This window comes from Mycolicibacterium arcueilense (genome assembly GCF_058536225.1).
The window spans coordinates 41,092-60,263 of sequence record NZ_JBZTYL010000019.1 but is presented as its reverse complement, the minus strand read 5'-3'; the positions used below and the strand labels follow the sequence as shown (position 1 = coordinate 60,263).

18 protein-coding genes are annotated in these 19,172 nt (G+C 67.8%); 12 read left to right on the top strand and 6 right to left on the bottom strand.

Annotated elements, in window-relative coordinates; genetic code table 11:
• Window positions 1-36 precede the first annotated feature (36 nt).
• From AC4LGL_RS20270 to AC4LGL_RS20250, 5 genes are all read left to right on the top strand, one after another.
• Entirely contained in the window at window positions 37-960 is a 924-nt protein-coding gene (locus AC4LGL_RS20270) for an SDR family NAD(P)-dependent oxidoreductase (protein WP_491840340.1), read from the top strand.
• Between the two features lie 112 nt (window positions 961-1,072).
• Complete coding sequence (locus AC4LGL_RS20265) at window positions 1,073-1,579, top strand: cupin domain-containing protein (RefSeq protein ID WP_491840339.1); 507 nt, start codon at window positions 1,073-1,075, stop codon at window positions 1,577-1,579.
• Between the two features lie 2 nt (window positions 1,580-1,581).
• The gene (locus AC4LGL_RS20260; protein WP_491840338.1) at window positions 1,582-2,484 is read left to right on the top strand and encodes a hypothetical protein; all 903 of its coding nucleotides are present in this window, start codon (window positions 1,582-1,584) and stop codon (window positions 2,482-2,484) included.
• A 178-nt stretch (window positions 2,485-2,662) separates the two neighbouring features.
• Entirely contained in the window at window positions 2,663-4,369 is a 1,707-nt protein-coding gene (locus tag AC4LGL_RS20255) for a DEAD/DEAH box helicase (protein ID WP_491840337.1), read from the top strand.
• A gap of 128 nt (window positions 4,370-4,497) precedes the next feature.
• A complete protein-coding gene (locus AC4LGL_RS20250) occupies window positions 4,498-6,747 on the top strand; it encodes a DUF1214 domain-containing protein (protein WP_491840336.1) in 2,250 nt (749 codons plus the stop codon).
• Window positions 6,748-6,886: 139 nt separating this feature from the next.
• On the opposite strand, the gene AC4LGL_RS20245 is transcribed toward AC4LGL_RS20250, so the two are convergent.
• Genes AC4LGL_RS20245 through AC4LGL_RS20230 form a run of 4 tightly spaced genes read right to left on the bottom strand, consistent with a single transcriptional unit; the run spans window position 6,887 to window position 10,689 of the window.
• Window positions 6,887-7,702: an HAD-IIA family hydrolase gene (locus AC4LGL_RS20245; protein WP_491840335.1), complete on the bottom strand. Its 816-nt coding sequence runs from the start codon at window positions 7,700-7,702 to the stop codon at window positions 6,887-6,889.
• A 25-nt stretch (window positions 7,703-7,727) separates the two neighbouring features.
• Window positions 7,728-9,206: a PH domain-containing protein gene (locus AC4LGL_RS20240; RefSeq protein ID WP_491840334.1), complete on the bottom strand. Its 1,479-nt coding sequence runs from the start codon at window positions 9,204-9,206 to the stop codon at window positions 7,728-7,730.
• Entirely contained in the window at window positions 9,203-9,697 is a 495-nt protein-coding gene (locus tag AC4LGL_RS20235; protein ID WP_491840333.1) for a PH domain-containing protein, read from the bottom strand. The genes AC4LGL_RS20240 and AC4LGL_RS20235 overlap by 4 nt, the downstream gene beginning before the upstream one ends.
• Window positions 9,694-10,689: an HAD family hydrolase gene (locus AC4LGL_RS20230; RefSeq protein WP_491840332.1), complete on the bottom strand. Its 996-nt coding sequence runs from the start codon at window positions 10,687-10,689 to the stop codon at window positions 9,694-9,696. The genes AC4LGL_RS20235 and AC4LGL_RS20230 overlap by 4 nt, the downstream gene beginning before the upstream one ends.
• 62 nt (window positions 10,690-10,751) lie before the next feature.
• Between AC4LGL_RS20230 and AC4LGL_RS20225 the strand changes: the two genes are divergently transcribed.
• The 5 genes from AC4LGL_RS20225 to AC4LGL_RS20205 are packed head-to-tail and all read left to right on the top strand — an operon-like array spanning window position 10,752 to window position 16,704.
• Entirely contained in the window at window positions 10,752-11,675 is a 924-nt protein-coding gene (locus tag AC4LGL_RS20225) for an SDR family NAD(P)-dependent oxidoreductase (RefSeq protein WP_491840331.1), read from the top strand.
• 2 nt (window positions 11,676-11,677) lie between these two features.
• The gene (moeA, locus tag AC4LGL_RS20220) at window positions 11,678-12,865 is read left to right on the top strand and encodes a molybdopterin molybdotransferase MoeA (RefSeq protein WP_491840330.1); all 1,188 of its coding nucleotides are present in this window, start codon (window positions 11,678-11,680) and stop codon (window positions 12,863-12,865) included.
• A 35-nt stretch (window positions 12,866-12,900) separates the two neighbouring features.
• Entirely contained in the window at window positions 12,901-13,602 is a 702-nt protein-coding gene (locus AC4LGL_RS20215) for a phosphatidylserine decarboxylase (protein WP_491840329.1), read from the top strand.
• Window positions 13,599-14,480 (top strand): CDP-diacylglycerol--serine O-phosphatidyltransferase, encoded by an 882-nt coding sequence (gene pssA, locus AC4LGL_RS20210; protein WP_491840328.1) that lies wholly within the window; start codon window positions 13,599-13,601, stop codon window positions 14,478-14,480. Before AC4LGL_RS20215 ends, pssA begins: the two co-directional genes overlap by 4 nt.
• 1 nt (window position 14,481) lies before the next feature.
• Entirely contained in the window at window positions 14,482-16,704 is a 2,223-nt protein-coding gene (locus AC4LGL_RS20205; RefSeq protein ID WP_491840327.1) for an AAA family ATPase, read from the top strand.
• A gap of 440 nt (window positions 16,705-17,144) precedes the next feature.
• Here the strand turns inward: AC4LGL_RS20205 and AC4LGL_RS20200 are convergent, their stop codons facing one another.
• Window positions 17,145-17,600: an SRPBCC family protein gene (locus tag AC4LGL_RS20200; RefSeq protein WP_491840326.1), complete on the bottom strand. Its 456-nt coding sequence runs from the start codon at window positions 17,598-17,600 to the stop codon at window positions 17,145-17,147.
• Between the two features lie 25 nt (window positions 17,601-17,625).
• A complete protein-coding gene (locus AC4LGL_RS20195; RefSeq protein ID WP_491840325.1) occupies window positions 17,626-18,210 on the bottom strand; it encodes a TetR/AcrR family transcriptional regulator in 585 nt (194 codons plus the stop codon).
• Between the two features lie 21 nt (window positions 18,211-18,231).
• Here AC4LGL_RS20195 and AC4LGL_RS20190 point away from each other — a divergent pair, with 21 nt between their 5' ends.
• Both AC4LGL_RS20190 and AC4LGL_RS20185 read left to right on the top strand, forming a co-directional pair.
• Window positions 18,232-18,621: a hypothetical protein gene (locus AC4LGL_RS20190; protein ID WP_491840324.1), complete on the top strand. Its 390-nt coding sequence runs from the start codon at window positions 18,232-18,234 to the stop codon at window positions 18,619-18,621.
• Window positions 18,618-19,112 (top strand): hypothetical protein, encoded by a 495-nt coding sequence (locus AC4LGL_RS20185; protein ID WP_491840323.1) that lies wholly within the window; start codon window positions 18,618-18,620, stop codon window positions 19,110-19,112. The genes AC4LGL_RS20190 and AC4LGL_RS20185 overlap by 4 nt, the downstream gene beginning before the upstream one ends.
• The last annotated feature ends 60 nt before the right edge of the window (window positions 19,113-19,172 follow it).

The window sequence follows — 19,172 nt, the reverse complement described above, 5'->3', positions numbered from 1 at the left end:
GAGTACTCACTCCGTTTAGCCCTCTAGGAGTCTCTCATGACCAAGTGGACCACCGCCAAGATTCCGGACCAATCGGGCCGCACGGCCGTCGTGACCGGCGCCAATACCGGCCTCGGGCTCGAAACCGCCAAGGCGCTGGCCGCCAGGGGCGCACACGTCGTCCTGGCTGTACGCAACGTGACCAAGGGCGAGGCCGCCGCCGAGTGGATCTCGCGGTCGGTGCCCGACGCCGACCTGGAACTGCAGCGCCTCGACCTGGGATCGCTGGCCTCGGTGCACGAAGCCGCCGACGAGATCAGAACCAAGCACGAACGCATCGACCTGCTGATCAACAACGCCGGCGTGATGACGCCGCCCAAGGAGACCACCGCCGACGGCTTCGAACTGCAGTTCGGCACCAACCATCTCGGACACTTCGCCCTGACCGGCCTCCTGCTCGACCGCCTTCTGCCGGTTGTCGGCTCACGGATCGTGACGGTCAGCAGCATCGGCCACCGCTTCTCGCGCGGCATCCGGTTCGAGGATCTGCAGTGGGAACGCAGCTACAACCGTCTCCAGGCCTACGGCCAGTCCAAGCTCGCCAATCTGCTGTTCACCTATGAACTGCAGCGCCGCCTGATCGGGCAGCACACCACGGCTCTCGCCGCGCACCCCGGCGGATCCGACACCGAACTGGCGCGCCATCTACCCGGCCCGGTGCAGCGCGCCGTCCCGCTGCTGCGTCCGCTCTTCCAGGAGGCCGCGATGGGCGCACTGCCGACGCTGCGCGCGGCGACGGATCCGGCCGCCCTCGGCGGGCAGTACTACGGCCCCGACGGGCTCGGCGAGCAGAAGGGTTACCCGAAGCTGGTGACCTCCAACGAGCGTTCCTACGACCTCGAGCTGCAGCGCCGCCTGTGGGCGGTGTCCGAAGAGCTGACGGGCGTCACCTTCCCGGTGTTGCAGGACGCGCGCGCCTGAAGGCCCGTCATTCTCTTCGCCGATTTCGACACCAGGGCAGTTCCGGCACGCTTCGAACAACCCTGGTGTCGATCTCGACGCAAACGACCACACCGCGTCTAGGCTGGCGCTCGTGTCGTTCTGGGATCCCAGGAATGTGCCGCCCTATCCCCCGGCTCGTTACACGAAGGACGAGCCCGAAGTCAGCGCCTGGCTGAAGCGCGGCGACGAGCCGCCCGACTACGACTCATTGGGCCTCGTCAAGTACCACTATCTGGCCAACCAACAGCAGACCAACGGCGACTATGGGCTGTACCGCGTCGACATCAGCCCGCAGGGCGGCGGCCCCGGCCCGCATTTTCACCGGGCCATGTCGGAGGCCTTCTTCGTCCTGTCCGGCACCGTAAAGCTGTTCGACGGGAACGACTGGCGCGACGGCAACCAGGGCGATTTCCTGTATGTCCCGCCGGGCGGAATCCACGGCTTCCGCAATGAGGCCGACGCGCCGACGTCCCTGTTGATGTTGTTTGCTCCCGGCGCCCCGCGGGAGGCCTATTTCGAAGGGTTCGCTCAGTTGGCCGACCTCACCGACGAGGAACGCGCCGAGTGGTTCGTCAACAACGACAACTACTTCCTCTGACCGTGAACCGCTGGCTGGCTCTCGCCTGCGCCGCGCTGGCGTCCACGGTGCTCGCTGGATGCGTGGACGATCGAGGCAGTGAAGCCCAGTCGGTCGGCGCAAAGATCCGCGAGCTACCCGGCATCGACACCGTCGAGGTCGACTACAAGAACGACTTCACCAACGGCGAGTTCTTCAACCTCGACGTCGGGCTGACCCCCGCAGCCACCACCGAACAGGCCCAGGATGTGGTCCCCACGTTCGTGTCGGCCGCGCACGGCGTCGAGTTCGACACTTACTACACCGTGCTGGAGATCGGCAACGACAAGGGCAGCGTGACGCTGCGTCCGCTGTCCGGCACGGGCACCGATGTGGTGGCGCAGTGGTTCGACGTGATGTCCTCCCCCGTGGTCGAACGCGTCGCGATGGGCGCCGACCACCCCGCGATCGTGACGCTGCGCCAACCCGTCGACACCGGCGCGGCAGAGGAGTTGCTGCGTCGGCACCCGGACCTCGGTGATGCGCAGTGGCTGCTGCAGGTGCCCAAGACGAGGTCGCTCGAGGTGACCAGCACCTACACCTCGTACGGCGTGATCCCCGACGCTGCCACGCAACAGGCCTGGACCGAGATCGTCCGGATCGCCGGGCCGCATCTGGTGATGGGCGAATTCGGCACCGACCCGACCACAGACCGTCCGGTCTCAAGTCTCGCGATCAGCATGAAGCCCAACACCAAGCCTCGGGACGACGAGATCGCCAACGCTGTCGCAGCCGCTCTGGCCGAGCTCGACCGACCCGTCGACCTGATCGTCAAAGGCGGCCACCAATGGGTGGAGATCACCGTCGGCGGCTGTTTCCGGCACGACAAGGCACACGTGGCGTCCGTCCTCGAGACCGAGCTGGCCCGCGAGTACGAACGATGCTGAGCGTTTGCTCCATCGCGGCGGGAGCGCGGAGTGAATACGGCACGCGACGGGTGAGCGAACGAGCCGGGCCGGCGGCAGACAACCAGCTCGGCGAGCGACACGCCCGGCGAGCTCCTGCAGATATGCGCCGACGTAACGCGCTGGCCTAGACTGCATTCCGACGGAGAGGAGTCCTAGGGTGCGGGCTGATGCAGCGCCCAGCACCCAGGCACTTCGGGGCTGGCAGCGCAAAGCGCTGGTGAAATATCTGACGGCAAAACCGCGGGACTACCTCGCGGTCGCCACCCCTGGCGCAGGGAAGACGACGTTTGCGCTGCGGATCGCGGCCGAACTGCTCAACGACCGCACGGTCGACGCGATCACCGTGGTGGTGCCCACCGAACACCTCAAGATCCAGTGGGCCGAGTCGGCGGCACGCAACGGCATCGCACTGGATCCGCGGTTCAGCAACTCCGACTCGCAGACCTCGGCCGAGTACCACGGCGTCGTCGTCACCTATGCCCAGGTGGCCAGCCACCCCACCCGGCACCGGGTGCGCACCGAGAACCGTCGGACACTCGTCATCTTCGACGAGATCCACCACGGCGGCGACGCGAAGAGTTGGGGCGACGCGATGCGCGAGGCCTTCGACGACGCGACGCGGCGCCTCTCCCTGACCGGTACCCCGTTCCGCAGTGACGACAGCCCGATCCCGTTCGTCAACTACGAGCCCGACGAGGCCGGGTTCCAGCGCTCGCAGGCCGACCACGTGTACGGCTATTCCGACGCGCTGGCCGACGGTGTGGTCCGGCCCGTGGTGTTCCTGGCCTACTCGGGTGAGGCCCGCTGGCGTGACAGTGCCGGCGAGGAGCACGCGGCGCGCCTGGGCGAGCCGTTGACCGCCGAGCACACCGCGCGGGCCTGGCGCACCGCGCTGAACCCGACGGGCGAGTGGATGCCCGCGGTCATCGCCGCCGCCGACAAACGGTTGCAGCAGAAGCGTCAGCATGTGCCCGATGCCGGCGGCATGATCATCGCCACCAACCAGACCACCGCCCGTGCCTACGCCGATCTGCTCACGAAGATCACCGGCGAGGTGCCCACCGTGGTGCTCTCCGACGACCCGAGCGCGTCCGACCGGATCAGTCAGTACTCGGCGAGCACCAGCCGATGGCTGGTCGCGGTCCGCATGGTGTCCGAGGGCGTCGACGTGCCGCGGTTGTCGGTCGGCGTGTACGCCACGAGCGCCTCGACTCCGTTGTTCTTTGCACAGGCCATCGGCCGGTTCGTGCGCTCGCGCCGCCCCGGTGAGACCGCGAGCATCTTCCTACCGTCGGTGCCCAACCTGCTGCTGCTGGCCAGCGAGATGGAGGCCCAGCGCAACCACGTCCTGGGCAAGCCGCACCGCGAATCCGACGGGCTGGATGACGAGGCGCTCGAAGCTGCCGAGAAGCGCAAGGACGAGAAGGGCGAGCTCGAGAACGGCTTCGAGTCGCTGGGCGCCGACGCCGAGCTGGATCAGGTCATCTTCGACGGCTCCTCCTTCGGCACCGCGACGCCGGCCGGCAGCGACGAGGAGGCCGACTATCTGGGCATCCCCGGCCTGCTCGATGCCGAGCAGATGCGGGACCTGTTGCGGCGCAGGCAGGATGAGCAACTCACCAAACGCACGGCCGAGGCCGCGGTGTCGGGTGGTCCGCCGCCGTCGCGCACCACGCACGGCCAGTTGCGCGAGTTGCGTCGTGAACTCAACGCGTTGGTGACCATCGCGCATCACCGCACCGGCAAGCCGCACGGTTGGATCCACAACGAGCTGCGCCGCATCTGCGGCGGTCCGCCGGTGGCCGCCGCGACCACCGATCATCTCAAGGCCCGCATCGAGGCCGTGCGCACGCTGAAGGCCTGACACAGGCCGGACGCGGCGTTCGATCGCAATAAAATCTGAGTCCCTCAAACTCCCCCGAGACTCAACTGGAACTTGTTACAGTCGGCCAATTGCGTTCTGTTGCAGCCAGAACAGTTGGGGGAGAGGCTATGCCGACGACATCCGCTACCACTGGAGGGGCCCGCTTCATCGGGCGAGTGGGCACGCTCGCGGTCGCACTGGGAATAGGCGTGGCGATGGCCAACGGCACCGCGATCGCGTCCGCCGAAACCGGTGGTTCGGACTCGTCGGGAACACATTCAAAGGCGACCGGCAGCACCAAGACGGACAGCTCGGCGCCGAAGAAAGGCCCCCGCAAACCGTCCTTCTCCGACCCGCAGAAGCTGGCGAAACGGGTCAGCGACGCAGCCGCCAAGGTGGAGTCCGCTCTCGGTAGTTCGAAGATCGGCGAGCGTCGTTCGTCGGCAGCATCGACCGACCGCAAGACGGAGGGCAAGGACCGTAAGTCCAGCAGAGCCACCACAAAGTCCACGGCGGCCGACGCCGTCGAGAACGCGGCCGACAATGTGCGACAGTCGGTGTCGCGGGCATTCACCAAGGCCACCGACACGCCCCGTAAGCTGTCGGCCGCACTGGACAACCGGCCGCAGGCCGCCGCGGCCGAGGCTGCCGCGCCGCTGGAAACACTGACGGTCGTCACCAAGACGGTGGCGAAAGATGTTGTAGATCGCCTGATTCCGGTGTCAGCACGCACGCAGGCTCCTGCGGCGCAGTCCATACCGGAGATCGTGGCGGCGGCCACGGAGCGGCTCAAACCGCGTCTCCCGGAGACGCCGGTGAGCCCGCTGCAGGACCTCGGGTTGGCGGCGCTGCTGGGCTGGTCGCGCCGCGACGGCACCCAGGGCCTCGTCCCCATCGGGCGCGTCACCACACCCGAAGCGACCTCGCAGGTGACTCCGGAGGTGACCTCCCAGGTGACCACGCAGGCGACGAGCATATTGGCCACCGAGGACCAGCTCGCAGCCGAACAGCAGGTCGGCCAGATCGTCAATACGCCAATCGTTCAGCTGGCCAAGGTGGTCCTGATGGCGGCCTGGTACGTCGAGGCGGCCAAGAACTTCGCGACCGTCGGCGGCCCCGACTTCACCAATTTCTCGCAGCTCAACGCGGCCGCCACCGAGTTCGCCAACCAGTCGGCGACAGAGTTCCTGCTGCTGAATTCCAACGATCCGAAGCTGCTGCTGCAGGTCAACCCGCCGCACAGCTGGAACGGGCAGGACGCCGGCGGCACCCGGATCTGGTACGACAACCCCGATACCGTCTACCGCTTCACGGGTATCAACGGCGCCTCGACCTACATGATCGAGGGCAAGGTCGCGGGGTATGACCCGGCCGACCCGAGTACCCACCCTACTTCTGCGAACACCAATTTCAGTGTGCTCACCGGAATCAACGGGGTCACCGCCGCCAATCTCAACGGCGAGGAACTGAGTATCCGGGACGACGGCACGTTCACCATCGTGGTGAGTCCCGATGGGGCACCGGCCAACCCCGAGAAAGGGATGAACTACATCCAGGCCCCGGCCAACTCGACCATCCTCGCCACCCGAAACACCTTGGGCGACTGGAACACCGAGACTCCCATGACGCTGACCATCGAGAAGACGGCTGGGCCGCCCAGCAGCTTGTTCAGCCAGATCGGCGGATTCGCCATTCCGGTCATCGGCGAGGCGGTGGTGAAGAACCCGCTACTGATGTCGCTGGTGTCGATCGTCCCGGCGTTCGACAAGGCCCCGCTGCTGCTGTCGTCCACCGAGACCGCCCTGCTGATGCTGGTGACCGGCATCAACGGCGAGAACACCTACATGTCCGTGGCGACCGCCACCGGCCAGCCCAACACGCTGTCCCAGCCGCAGCACAACGCACAGTTCCTCTCAACGCAGTTGCAGAGCGCCGGCTACTTCCAGCTCAAGGACGACGAGGCGATGGTCATCACCGTCGATCCCGGTGATGCCGAGTACTTCGTGGTGCCGGTGACCAACGACTGGACCATCACCAACGACACCCGCAACCAGCAGACCAGCCTGAACAACAGCCAGGCCATCAAGAACGCGGACGGCACGTACACCATCGTCGTGTCGAAAAGCGATCCCGGCGTGGCGAACTGGGTGTCCACCGGCGGACTGAACCAGGGCACCATCTCGATGCGTTTCCAGGGTGTGGACCCGGATGCCACGAACATGCCGAAGGTGACGACGCGAGTGGTGAAGGCGTCGGAAGTCCCGGACATCGTGAACGACCCGAACGATCCCAACTACAACCCGGACCAGCTCGACTACGACCGCGCGCAGCAGATCGCCGACCGCCAGGCCGGGTACGACCGCCGCTACACGGTGTAGGAGGGCGCTTCCCCTCGGGCCCCTGCGCGCCGATTTCTACGCAGGGGTCGTCCCGCCGAAGAATCGCGACCCTGGTGTGGAAAACGGCGCGGCCGGAGCCGCCCGAGCGGCCAAAACGGCGCAGCCAAAACACCGCGGCCTACAAGCCCAGCAGCTCCGGCAGATCGGCCACCGAGTCGATGACGTGGTTGGGTTGCATCGCGAATTCGTCTGCGGCCCAACGGTCCAACGTGGCCTGGCGGAACTTGCCGGTGCGTACCAGCACGCCGGCCATGCCCACCACCTGGGCGGCCAGCACGTCGTTGTTCAGGTCGTCGCCGATCATGTACATCTCCTCGGGGTCGACGCCGAGGCGGTTGGCCGCAGCCAGAAACCCTTCCGGGGCGGGCTTGCCGACGGCGGTGGCCTTGCGGCCCGAGGTCTCTTCCATCCCTGCCAGATACATGCCGGTGTCGACCCGCAGTCCGTCGGTGGTGTTCCACGCGGTGCTGCGGTGCATGGCCACGACGGGCACGCCCTGGGCCATCCAGTCGTAGACCCAACTGAGCGTGAGGTGGTTGTACTCCGGCCCGGCGCCGCCGAGCAGCACCACGTCGGGGGTGTCGGGTGCGGCAGGTCCGGTGAACTCGCTCGAATACACCACGTCGACGCCGGGCATGTCCTCACCGATTTGCCCGCTGTTGACCAGGAAACATCGGGCGCCGGGATAGCGGTCGCGGACGTATTCGGCGGTCAGGGCGGCCGCGGTGATCACCTCGTCGGCCGCGACGTCCATTCCGGCGGCGGTCAGCAGGTCGGCGATCTGCGCGCGGGTACGGGTGGTGGTGTTCGTCAGATAGGAGCGGGCGATCTGCCGCCCGGCCAGCATCCGCAAAGTTTCCGCCGCGCCGTCAATGGGCTGCCAGGAGGTCACGAGCACACCATCGATGTCGAACAGCACTCCACCGATAGCCATGCAGCGACAGTAAACGTCCGCGAACTCAGCGCAACTCGGGGCCTGCCGGTCCGACGGCCCACCCATTGTCGGCCACCCAGGGCGAGGCGGCCGCCGCGACCGGCCAGGCTTGTTCGGCGGGGATGTCGAGCACGGCGTAGCGCTTCTGCCCCGCGGCCGTCGCGGCGATCAGCGTGGCCACCCCGACGCGACGCTGAAAATACGTCTGCCGCACCGTCCACCCGATGATCCCGGCGGTATCGAGGTGGTCGCGGCGGCGCTCGAGGCTTCCGGTGCGGGCGACGAGCCAGCCGTCGCGCACCAGGTGGCCCAGCGAACGTGCCCGGTCCGCGGCCACCAGGCAGGCACACACCAGGAGCAGCACCCAGAGCACCCACGCCCATACCGGCACCCCGACCACCGCCATCGCCGCGCCGGCCGCCATCGGCAGCGTCAGGGCACGAGTCCATCGCCGTCGCACCGCGGCCGGACCGTGGGCAACAAGTGGTGCGTCCACAATGCCGGGGTTGTCGATCAGCTCCGCCAGCACGGTCCTGGCGGTGTCGGCCGGGCAGGGCGGCAGCAGGAGCGACGCCTCCCCCGCCCCACCGACACCGGTCATCACCGCGTCGAGGCGCGCGCCGCCCAGTGCCCGCACCGGCAGTGGTTCACGCAGGGTGCCGCCGCGCAGCCGCCGCATGTCGTAGGTGTGCTCGCGCAGCCGCAGCAGGCCGTGCTGCAGGTGGAGCGCTCCGCCCTTTCCGGGAATGTCCCTGCGGGTCAGCACCAGGTTTCCGTAGGTCAGCAACGACCTCAACACCGAGAGAAGCACCGACAGGACGAGGATGACGAGTACACCGAGGCCCACGCCGACGACCAGGCCCAGCCGCTCAGCGGTGGCGATACCGGACTGGGCCAGTGGCGAATCCTGCAGTTTGTCAAGCATTCCGGTTTGCGCGATCACCCCGTACGCGCCCGAGATCATCAGCAGCCCGGTGAAACTCAGCGGGCTGTAGCGCAACCAGGAAGGCTGCCAGCGGGCCAGCTCCCGGCCTGCCGGTGCATCGGCGGCCGGGACAGCATCGGCCAGCAGGATCGCGCGCAGCCGCGGCACCTGCTGTGACTCAACCGCGTCGAGAGCAAACTCGGTGTCGCCCTTGGCCTCCCGTCCGGTGCTGATCCTCAGCACCGTTAGTCCGAACAGCCGGTGCAGCAGCCGGGCTTCGGTGGATACCGACCGGATCCGGTTGCGTGGCACCGACAACACCTTGCGGTGCAGCAGCCCGGTACGCAGTTGCACCTCGTCGGGTTCGATGCGGTAGCTGGTGGTGAACCATCGCGCCAGACCGACCGCGATGGTCAGGGCGATCGCCGCGATCGTCCACCAAGAGTTGCCGGTGGCCGAACCGAGCACCACCGCACCGATCAACAGCGGAATCTGTTGCAGGACTTCATGTACCGGATGGACAAGCAGCATGCGCGGGCTCAGCCGCTGCCACTGGAGTTGGACGGCCGGCACGCTCATGTGGCGTCCTGTTCGCCGATCGCTGCGATGTCGGTCAACTGCGCCACCACCCGCTCGGCCACGTCGTCGTCGAGCGCCACGATCCGCACCGCGCCCGCCGACGATGCCGTCGTCACCGTCACGTTGGCCAGGCCGAACATGCGGTCCAGCGGGCCCCGGTAGGTGTCCACGGTCTGCACCCGGGAGATCGGCGCGATCCGCCGCTCCTGGACCAGCCACCCGGTGCGGGTGTACACCGCAGGGGTCCCGGACCCGACGTTGATGTCCCACCGGTGCACCCGGTAACGCCACATCGGGACCACCACGATGAAGAGCGCCGCGCCCAGGACCGTGACGACCGCGGCGGCGCCGTGCAGCCACAGCATCCGCTGGTCGATCGCGAACCAGATCAACTGCGCCAGTGCCAGAACCACCCAGGGGATGGCCGCGCCCAATGCCCACACCAGCGGCGCCTTGCGGCTGGGCCGCTGGGCGGGATCGATCAGATTCACTGGGCGAACACCGTCTTCCAGTCGTTCTTCATGTCGACGACGGTCCAGCCGTTCGGCCCGGCCTGCTGCAGTGCGGTGACCAGTTTCCCGGAGGACGGCGGATCGGCGTCGTAGGCATACTCGCGCTCGGCATCGGTGTGGTGGATCAGGACGCCGAGGCTGGGCCGCGGGTTGTCGATCGTGGTGTATTCCAGCATGGCCTGGTCACCATCGCTGTTGCCGACAGCCAGAATCGGCCTGCGCCCGACGAACTCGTGAATGCCCGACGGCTTGCCGGCCTTGTCGTCGACGAAGACGTAGTCGAGGGTCTTGACGAGTACCGGCTTGCCATCGCGCAGCTCGTATCTGGTGGTGCCGGTGGAACCCACCACCTGCTCGGGTGGGATGCCGTACACCCGCTGCGAGAACACGCGCATGAAATCCGCACCGCCGCCGGAGACGATGAAGGTACGGAACCCGTTGGCGCGCAGGTAGGACAACAACTGCTGTTGCGGTTCGTAGGTGAGCTGGTCGTAGGGCTTGTCGAATCGAGGATGTCGGGCGGTTGCCATCCAGTCGGTCACCCGGTGGTTGAACTCGTCGGTGGTCATCCCGGAATGGGTGAGCGCCAGCACGTGCAACAGTCCCTCGTGCCGGTCACCCGCGAGCAGGGTGGCCACGTCCCCTTTGAGCGCCGCCTGCACCATCGGGTCGGCGGCCAGTGTCGGCTCGTGCGGTGCCCGCCGTTTGAGCTCGTCGAAGACGAACGCCGCCTGGAACGGCAGCGGCGCTTCTGCCCACAGCGTCCCGTCGTTGTCGAACACCGCGATGCGGTCTTCCGGCGCGACGAATTCGGGCGTGCCCTGCGTGGTTGTCCGCTTGACGAACTCGGTGATGGAATTCTTCGCCGAGGTGTCGTTCCACGCGGACAACGGATCTGCGGGACTTTCGTTCGACGAACAGCCGGTCAAGCACAACAGCACGGTCAGCAGGACCGCGGTCAGAGTGCGCATGGTTCCCACACTGCTATGGCGCCGAGGTGCCGTCCAGCACCCGCGTTCCGTATGTTCAACCCATGAGCGCCAATTCCAAGTGGACCGAGGCCGATGTCCCCGATCAGTCCGGACGGATCGCGATCGTCACCGGCTCCAATACCGGGCTGGGCTATGAGACCGCCCGCGTGCTCGCCGCCAAGGGCGCGCACGTCGTCGTCGCCGTGCGCAACCTGGACAAGGGCCGCGAGGCCGTCGACCGGATCACCGCGGCCGCGCCGAAGGCCGACCTCAAGCTGCAGCACCTCGACGTGGGCTCGCTGGACTCGGTCCGTAGCGCGGCCGACGAACTCAGGGGCGCCTACCCGCGGATCGACCTGCTGATCAACAACGCCGGGGTGATGTACCCGCCGAAGCAGACCACTGTCGACGGCTTCGAGTTGCAGTTCGGCACCAACCACCTCGGCGCATTCGCGCTGACCGGGCTGCTGCTCGATCATCTGCTGCCGGTCGACGGGTCGCGCGTCGTCGCGGTCGCCAGCGTCGCGCACCGCATCCAGGCCGCCATCCACTTCGACGATCTGCAGTGGGAACGCAGCTACAACCGGGTGGCCGCCTACGGGCAGTCCAAGCTGTCGAACCTCCTGTTCACCTACGAGCTCCAACGCAGGCTGGCTGCCAAGAACGAGCCGACCATCGCGGTGGCCGCCCATCCGGGAGTCTCGGCCACCGAGCTCACTCGCCACATCCCCGGCGCCGGTCTACCGGGTGTCGACCAACTCACTGCCCTGCTCGTCAACAGTGCGCTGAAGGGCGCCCTGGCCACTCTGCGCGCGGCCACCGATCCCGATGTTCGCGGCGGCCAGTACTACGGACCGGACGGATTCCGGGAAGTGCGCGGCTACCCCGAGCTCGTGACCTCCAGCAAGCAGTCCCACGACGAGGACCTGCAACGCCGGCTGTGGACCGTGTCGGAAGAGCTCACCGGCGTCAGCTTCCCGGTGTGATGATGCGGACCGTCGAAGAGCACCAGCAGGTGGTCGCGGGGCTGATCAAACCCCGTGCACCACAAGATCTTCCGTTGAACGACACCCTCGGTCTGGTGCTGGCCGCCGACGTGGTTGCCCCGCTGTCGCTGCCCGGTTTCGACAACTCGGCGATGGATGGTTACGCCGTCGTGGCCGACGATGTGGCCGCCGCCACCGAGGACTCCCCGGTGCGGCTGCCGGTCGCCGAGGACATCCCGGCCGGCCGCACCGACCTGCTGACCCTGCAACCCGGGACCGCGCACCGCATCATGACGGGCGCGGCGCTCCCGTCGGGTGCCACCGCGGTGGTTCCCGTCGAGGCCACCGACGGCGCGACGGGCACGGTGACGATCCGCGCTGCGGCCCGGGAGAACCAGCACATCCGCCGCGCCGGCGAGGACGTCACCGCGGGCACCGCCGTCCTGCGCGCCGGTCAGGTGATCACGCCGGCCGCGCTCGGGTTGGCCGCCGCGCTCGGGCTGGCCACGCTGCCCGTGCTGCCACCGCAGCGCGTCATGGTGATGTCCACGGGCACCGAGCTGGTGGCCCCCGGCACCGCGCTGAAGCCAGGGCAGATCTACGAGTCGAATGCGGTGATGCTGGCCGCGGCGGTCCGCGACGCCGGCGCGCAGGCCACCATCGCCCCGATGTCCGCCGACGACGTCGACGCCTTCCGCACCGCCTTGGCCGCGCATGCGCGCGATGCCGATCTGATCATCACCACCGGCGGGGTCAGCGCGGGCGCCTACGAGGTCGTCAAGGACTCACTGTCGGATCAGGTGGAGTTCGTCAAGGTGGCGATGCAGCCCGGGATGCCGCAGGGGGCGGGGACGGTCGACGGTGTTCCGATCATCACGTTGCCAGGCAACCCGGTCAGCGCGCTGGTGTCCTTCGAGGTGTTCGTCCGTGCGCCGCTGCGGGCGGCGATGGGCCAGGCCGAACCGGACCGGCCCCGGCGCACCGCGCAGCTGACCGAGGACCTGACCTCACCACGCGGAAAACGGCAGTTCCGGCGGGGTGTGCTGACCGGGGATACGGTCAGCAGTTACGGTCCCCCGGCGTCGCATCATCTGCGTTGGCTCGCCTCGGCGAACTGTCTGTTGGAGATCGCCGAGGACGTCACCGAACTTTCGGCCGGGTCGACGGTTCCCGTCTGGGACCTGAGCTAGCAATTCCGCCACCGGGCGCACGTAGAATCCTCCCGATGGCCAGACGCCCCGACCTCCAGCAGTCCGGACCAGAACGCCTCGTGGCGCTGGTGCGATCCAGTGTTCCGCCGATGCATTCGGCGGGATTGCCCTTCGTCGGCGCCAGCCTCGCCGTTGCGGCCCTGGGCCGCAAGCACCGGTGGGTGCGCCGGGCAGGCCTGGTGGCCGCCGGCGCCAACGCCGCGTTCTTCCGGCACCCGGCTCGGGTGGCGCCCACCCGCCCCGGAGTGGTGGTCGCGCCCGCCGACGGGTTGGTGTGCCTGATCGGGGACGCCGTCCCGCCGGCCGAACTGGGATTGCCCGACACCCCGCTGCCGCGGATCAGCATCTTCCTGTCGGTGCTCGACGCGCACGTGCAGCGAGCCCCGATCGGCGGAGACGTCGTCGCTGTGCAGCACCGCCCCGGACGGTTCCACTCGGCCGAACTCGAAGCCGCCAGCGAGGACAACGAGCGCAACAGCGTCGTGATCCGCACTCCGGACGGCACCGAGGTGATCGCCGTGCAGATCGCCGGTCTGATCGCCCGGCGCATCGTGTGCAACGCACGGGTCGGCGACAAACTGGCCATCGGCGAGACGTACGGCCTGATCCGCTACGGCTCCCGGCTGGACACCTACCTTCCTGCCGGTTCGAAACTGCTCGTTACCCCCGGTCAGCGGACGCTGGCCGGAGAAACCGTCCTGGCGGAGTTGCCATGATCAAGCCGCGCATGAGGCCCCCGTCGTTGATCAAGGGCCGCATGAAGCCGCCGCCGTTCTCCGTGCGAATGCTGCCGAGTGCGATGACGGTGGCCGCGATCTGCCTGGGCCTGTCGGCGGTGAAGATGGCGCTCGACGACCGGCCCACCGAGTCGATGGCGTTCTTGGCGGTCGCGGCGATCCTCGACGCGCTGGACGGCCGGGTGGCGCGGATGCTCAACGCCACCTCCAAGATGGGCGAGGAGATCGATTCCCTCGCCGATGCGGTCAATTTCGGTGTGGCACCGGCGTTCATCATCTACGGCACCATGCTGTCGCACTCGCGGATCGGGTGGATCGTGGTGCTGCTGTATGCGGTGTGCATCGTGTTGCGGCTGGCGCGGTTCAACGCGCTGCTCGACGTGGATCAGCCTGCGTACGAGAAGGAGTACTTCGTCGGCATGCCCGCCCCGGCGGGTGCCATCGGCGTGATCGGTCTGCTGGCCGCCAAGATGCAGTTCGGCGAGGGGTGGTGGACCAGCGAGTGGGCCGTGTCGATCTGGGTGATCGGTGTCTCGCTCCTGGTGGTCAGCCGGATCCCGATGCGCAAGATCCACACCTTCTCGGTGCCGCCGAACATGGTGGCGCCGTTGCTGGCATTGGTCGCCATCGGTGTGGCGGCGTCGGTGTTCTACGGCTACATCGTGATCATGGTGATCATCGTGGCCTACGTCATTCACATCCCCTTTGCGATACGCACCAAGAAGTGGGTGGCCAGCCACCCCGAATCGTGGGACGACAAGCCGCAGCAGCGCCGCGCCACGCGGCGCGCGATTCGCCGGGCCCAGCCGCACCGGCGGTCGATGGCGCGCCTGGGGCTGCGGAAGCCGGGTCGCTGACATGTCGCAGCTCGAGGCCGAAGAGGATCAACCGCTCGGGCATCTGCGCCTGACGGCACGACTGAATACCTCGGCGCTCGACTCGCGCCGTGGTGTGGTCCGGCTGCATCCCGAGGCCATCGCCGCCCTCGGGCTCCGCGAGTGGGACGCGGTGTCGTTGACCGGATCCCGTACCACCGCCGCCGTCGTCGGCCTCGCCCCCGGCGGCACCCCCACCGGGACCGCCCTGCTCGACGATGTGACGCTGTCCAACGCCGGGGTGCGGGAGAACGCCACCGTGATCGTGGCGCCGGTGACGGTGTACGGCGCCCGGGCGGTCACGGTGACCGGATCCAAACTGGCGACCGATTCGATCTCGTCGGCGACGCTGCGCCAGGCGCTGCTGGGCAAGGTGATGACTGTCGGCGACACGGTGTCGCTGCTCCCCCGCGATCTGGGGCCGGGCACCTCGACGTCGGCGGCCACCGCGGCGCTGGGCTCGTCGGTGGGCATCACCTGGACCTCGGAGCTGTTGACGGTGACCGGGGTCGATCCGTCCGGACCCGTGAGCATCCAACCGAATTCGGTGGTGTCGTGGGGACCCGGCCTCGAAGGCGTCGGGTCGGCGCCGTCGGATTCCACCGGTGCCCACACGATCAGCCCCGCACGCGCCGAACCTGCGGTCAGCTTCGATGATCTCAAGGGCTCCCATACCCAGGCCGGCAAGCTCACCGAATGGCTCAAGCTGTCACTCGACGAGCCACAGCTTCTCGAAACTCTGGGCGCCACACCCAATCTCGGTGTGCTGGTGACCGGCCCCGCCGGTGTCGGCAAGGCCACCATGGTGCGGACCGTATGTGCCGAGCGGCGGTTGGTGGAGCTCGACGGTCCGGAGGTGGGGGCGCTGGCCGCCGACGACCGGTTCAGCCGGGTTTCCGATGCGGTCGCCACCGTGCGCGACGGCGGCGGGGTGCTGCTGATCTCCGACGTCGACGCGCTGCTGCCGGCCGCCACCGGCGACCGGGCCCCCGAGCCGGTCGCCGCCCTGATCATCAGTGAGCTGCGTGACGCCGTCGCCACCCGCGGCGTGGCTTTCGTCGCGACGTCGGCGATGCCCGTCGGGGTGGATACCCGGCTGCGGGCGCCGGATCTGTGCGACCGCGAGCTGGCGCTGACCCTGCCCGATGCCACCACCCGCAAGGCTCTGCTCGAGGTGCTGCTGCGCGGCGTACCGGCGGCCGAACTGAACCTCGGCGAAATTGCCGACCGTACACCGGGGTTCGTCGTCGCCGATCTGGCCGCCCTGGTCCGCGAGGGCGCATTGCGGGCAGCCTCGCGAGCCAGCGCCGACGGCAACGAGCCGGTGCTGTGGCAGGAAGACCTGACCGGGGCACTGACGGTGATCCGACCGCTGTCGAGGTCGGCGGCCGAGGAGGTGTCGGTCGGCTCGGTGACCCTCGACGACGTCGGCGACATGGTGGAGACCAAGCAGGCGCTCACCGAGGCGGTGCTGTGGCCGCTGCAGCATCCCGATACCTTCCAGCGCCTCGGTGTGGAACCACCACGCGGAGTGCTGCTGTACGGGCCGCCCGGTTGCGGCAAGACCTTCGTCGTCCGGGCGCTGGCCAGCTCCGGGAAACTGTCCGTGCACGCGGTCAAAGGTGCCGAGCTGATGGACAAATGGGTCGGCTCGTCGGAGAAGGCCGTGCGCGAACTGTTCGCCCGGGCGCGGGATTCGGCACCGTCACTGGTGTTCCTCGACGAGATCGACGCCCTGGCTCCGCGCCGCGGACAGAGTTTCGATTCCGGGGTGACCGACCGCGTGGTCGCCGCCCTGCTCACCGAACTCGACGGCATCGAACCGATGCGCGACGTGGTGGTGCTGGGTGCGACCAACCGCCCCGACCTCATCGATCCGGCACTGCTGCGCCCGGGCCGGCTGGAGCGGCTCGTGTTCGTCGAGCCGCCGGATGCCGATGCCCGTCGTGAAATCCTGCGTACCGCAGGCAAATCTATCCCGCTGGCCCCTGACGTCGATCTCGACGCGCTGGCCTCCGAGCTGGACGGTTACAGCGCGGCCGACTGTGTCGCGCTGCTGCGGGAGGCGGCGTTGACCGCGATGCGCCGGTCGATCGATGCGGCCGACGTCACCGCAGCCGATGTCGCCAAAGCCCGCGAGACCGTGCGGCCCTCACTGGACGCGACGCAGGTGGCGTCGTTGCGGGAGTTCGCGGCCGGACGGTGAGTCGTGTGGCCGGGCGGTGAGTATTGCGCCCGGGTCAGCATCCCGTCCGCGAGTCACACCTGTCCCATCCGCCACCGCCCCGAGGGCACTACTCGAGTTGCCCAGCTGCGCGCGACAATCGAGCGACAATCGCCTCCTGAACCACCTGCGTAACTCCGCCCCCACGGTGGCCCGTCACATTCGACTCCTGCGTATCTGAGACCTCGGCAGCCCCATCCGTCCAGTGCCCGACTGTCAGCGACACTGTCGCTTGCAGGTGGGCAATCCGAAATCTGTTGCACACGAGACTGTTTGAAGATGGAGTGACGCAAGTTAACATCGCGTCAGTGACGAACGGTGCTCACGATATGCATGTGGCGATTGTCGCTCGATTGTCGCTGACAGGCGGGCACAACGACACCCGCGCGCCGAGCCGTGACTGCTGAGAGTGATGTGACTGCTCACCCCTCGGCGATCGCAGCGAGCCGTTCGACCGATCCCTGCAGCTTGTCAGCGGTGGTCGCGCGGGCGCGGACCAGACGCTTCACGTCCGTCAACTGTGACCAGTCATAGGTGTGGGTCACCAGGGTTCGGTTGTCGCCCAACGGTTCCAGCTCCCAGCGCCACAGGTGACCGGGCGGTTCCTTCCCCACTTCCGACGGCCGCCACGCTATCCGCCGGCCCTCCTCGAACTCCACGACACGGTTCTCGCGGTCGCCGCCCTGCTTGATCGCCATGACGAACACATCTCCGACCGCACGTACCCGCTGCCCGGACGGAGCCTTCGCCAGGTTCTCGTTGCCGTCCCAGCGGGGCTGTTGGGCCGGGTCGGCGATCATCTCGAAAAGGATCTCCGCAGGCGCGGCGATCTCCCGACTTGCCGAGACGACCCGTGATGCTTCCGACTCAGAATCCATACGCCCGACCATACCCAAACCGGATTCAACGCGCGGCCAACAACTTCCGCACCGAATCGGCCAGGTCTTCCTCCATCCAAGCCGGCAGCTCGGCGTCGTTGGCGTGGCGGCGCACGACGGCATAGGGAAGGTCGACGACCGCGCGCGACATGGCGTCCATCGTGCGCGCGTCGTCGTTTCCGTAGATACCTCGGGCCAGATCGCGTAGCCGCGCGATGAGTGGCGCATTCATCGCCGCCAGCGTCGCGGTGAATTCTGCATCGGGCGCGCCGTCGAGCAGATCACTGGGCCGGATGGTCAGCAGCAACCGCGCGTCCTCGGGGGTTTCGCGGGAGAAACCGACAGCGGCCACGCCCATCGCGACCGCCGCCTCGACCGGATCGTCGCCCGTCGCCGCCATCGCCCGCGATTGAAACCGCTCCAGCGCCCGCAACCAGGCCGCGGTCAGTACACCGTTGCGATTGCCGAACCGGTGGTACAGCGTGCCCGCCGGGGCGCCGCTGACCTTGGCAATCGCCGCAACACTTGCCGCCCTGGGCCCTTCAGAGAGCACCAGGGCCCGCGTCGCATCCAAAATTGCGTCGGTTTCATGCTTCCGAGGAGGCGCCATCTTCTAGTACAGTCCTTCTATATGGAACGTTTACCCTATATCGATGAGCATGCCACAGCAGTCGACGCCGACGCTGCCACGACATGGGCCGCCGTCCTCCGAGCAATGTGCGGTGACCCGACCGAGCCGCGGGCTCCGATCGGGTTCGCGATCGGCGAGTGCACGCCGCGCCGGCGCCTGGTACTCAAGGGCCGTCATCCCTTCTCGATCTACGAGTGGGTGTTCGAACTGGACGACCTGGGCCCGCATCGCACCAGGGTGCGCTCACAGACCTGGGCCGCCTTTCCTGGCATCCACGGAAAGGCCTATCGCGCGCTGGTAATCGGTTCGGGCGGCCACAAGGTGGCGGTGCGCTACGCACTCAAACGCATTGCCGGCCAACTCCGTCCGCGTCCGAACGTTCCGGCATGATCGCGAACTGGGGCGCCACGACGCATGAACGTGCCACACCGCTACCGTGCGATGCCCTCGCTCCCGACGCCGCGGTGTGCGCGGACCGGGCGATCGGCATCGATGCACCACCGTCGATCGTGTTCGGGTGGCTGTGCCAACTGCGCGTCGCGCCCTACAGCTACGACCTGCTCGACAATTTCGGCAGGCGCAGTCCGCGCACCCGGGACCCGGAGCTCGCCCACCTCACGGTCGGCCAACGCTTCATGCAGATCTTCACGCTGGACTCGTTCGTCGACGACGAGCACATCACGCTGCGATCCGGAACGGTCGCGGTCACGTATGCCACCCAGGCCGACGCCGGCGGCACTCGATTGCACGTGCGGGTGCGTTTCGGCACGAACCGGATCCTCGGCTGGGCGCTGGCACTGGGTGACGTGGTGATGATGCGTAAACAGCTGCTCACCCTGCGCGAGTTGGCCGAAGGGGAAGCGGCCAAAACCATATCTTGACGGTGGCTAGTTGGAGTGGCATAGTCCAACTTGTCACTGACTAGATTCACGGGAGTTGAA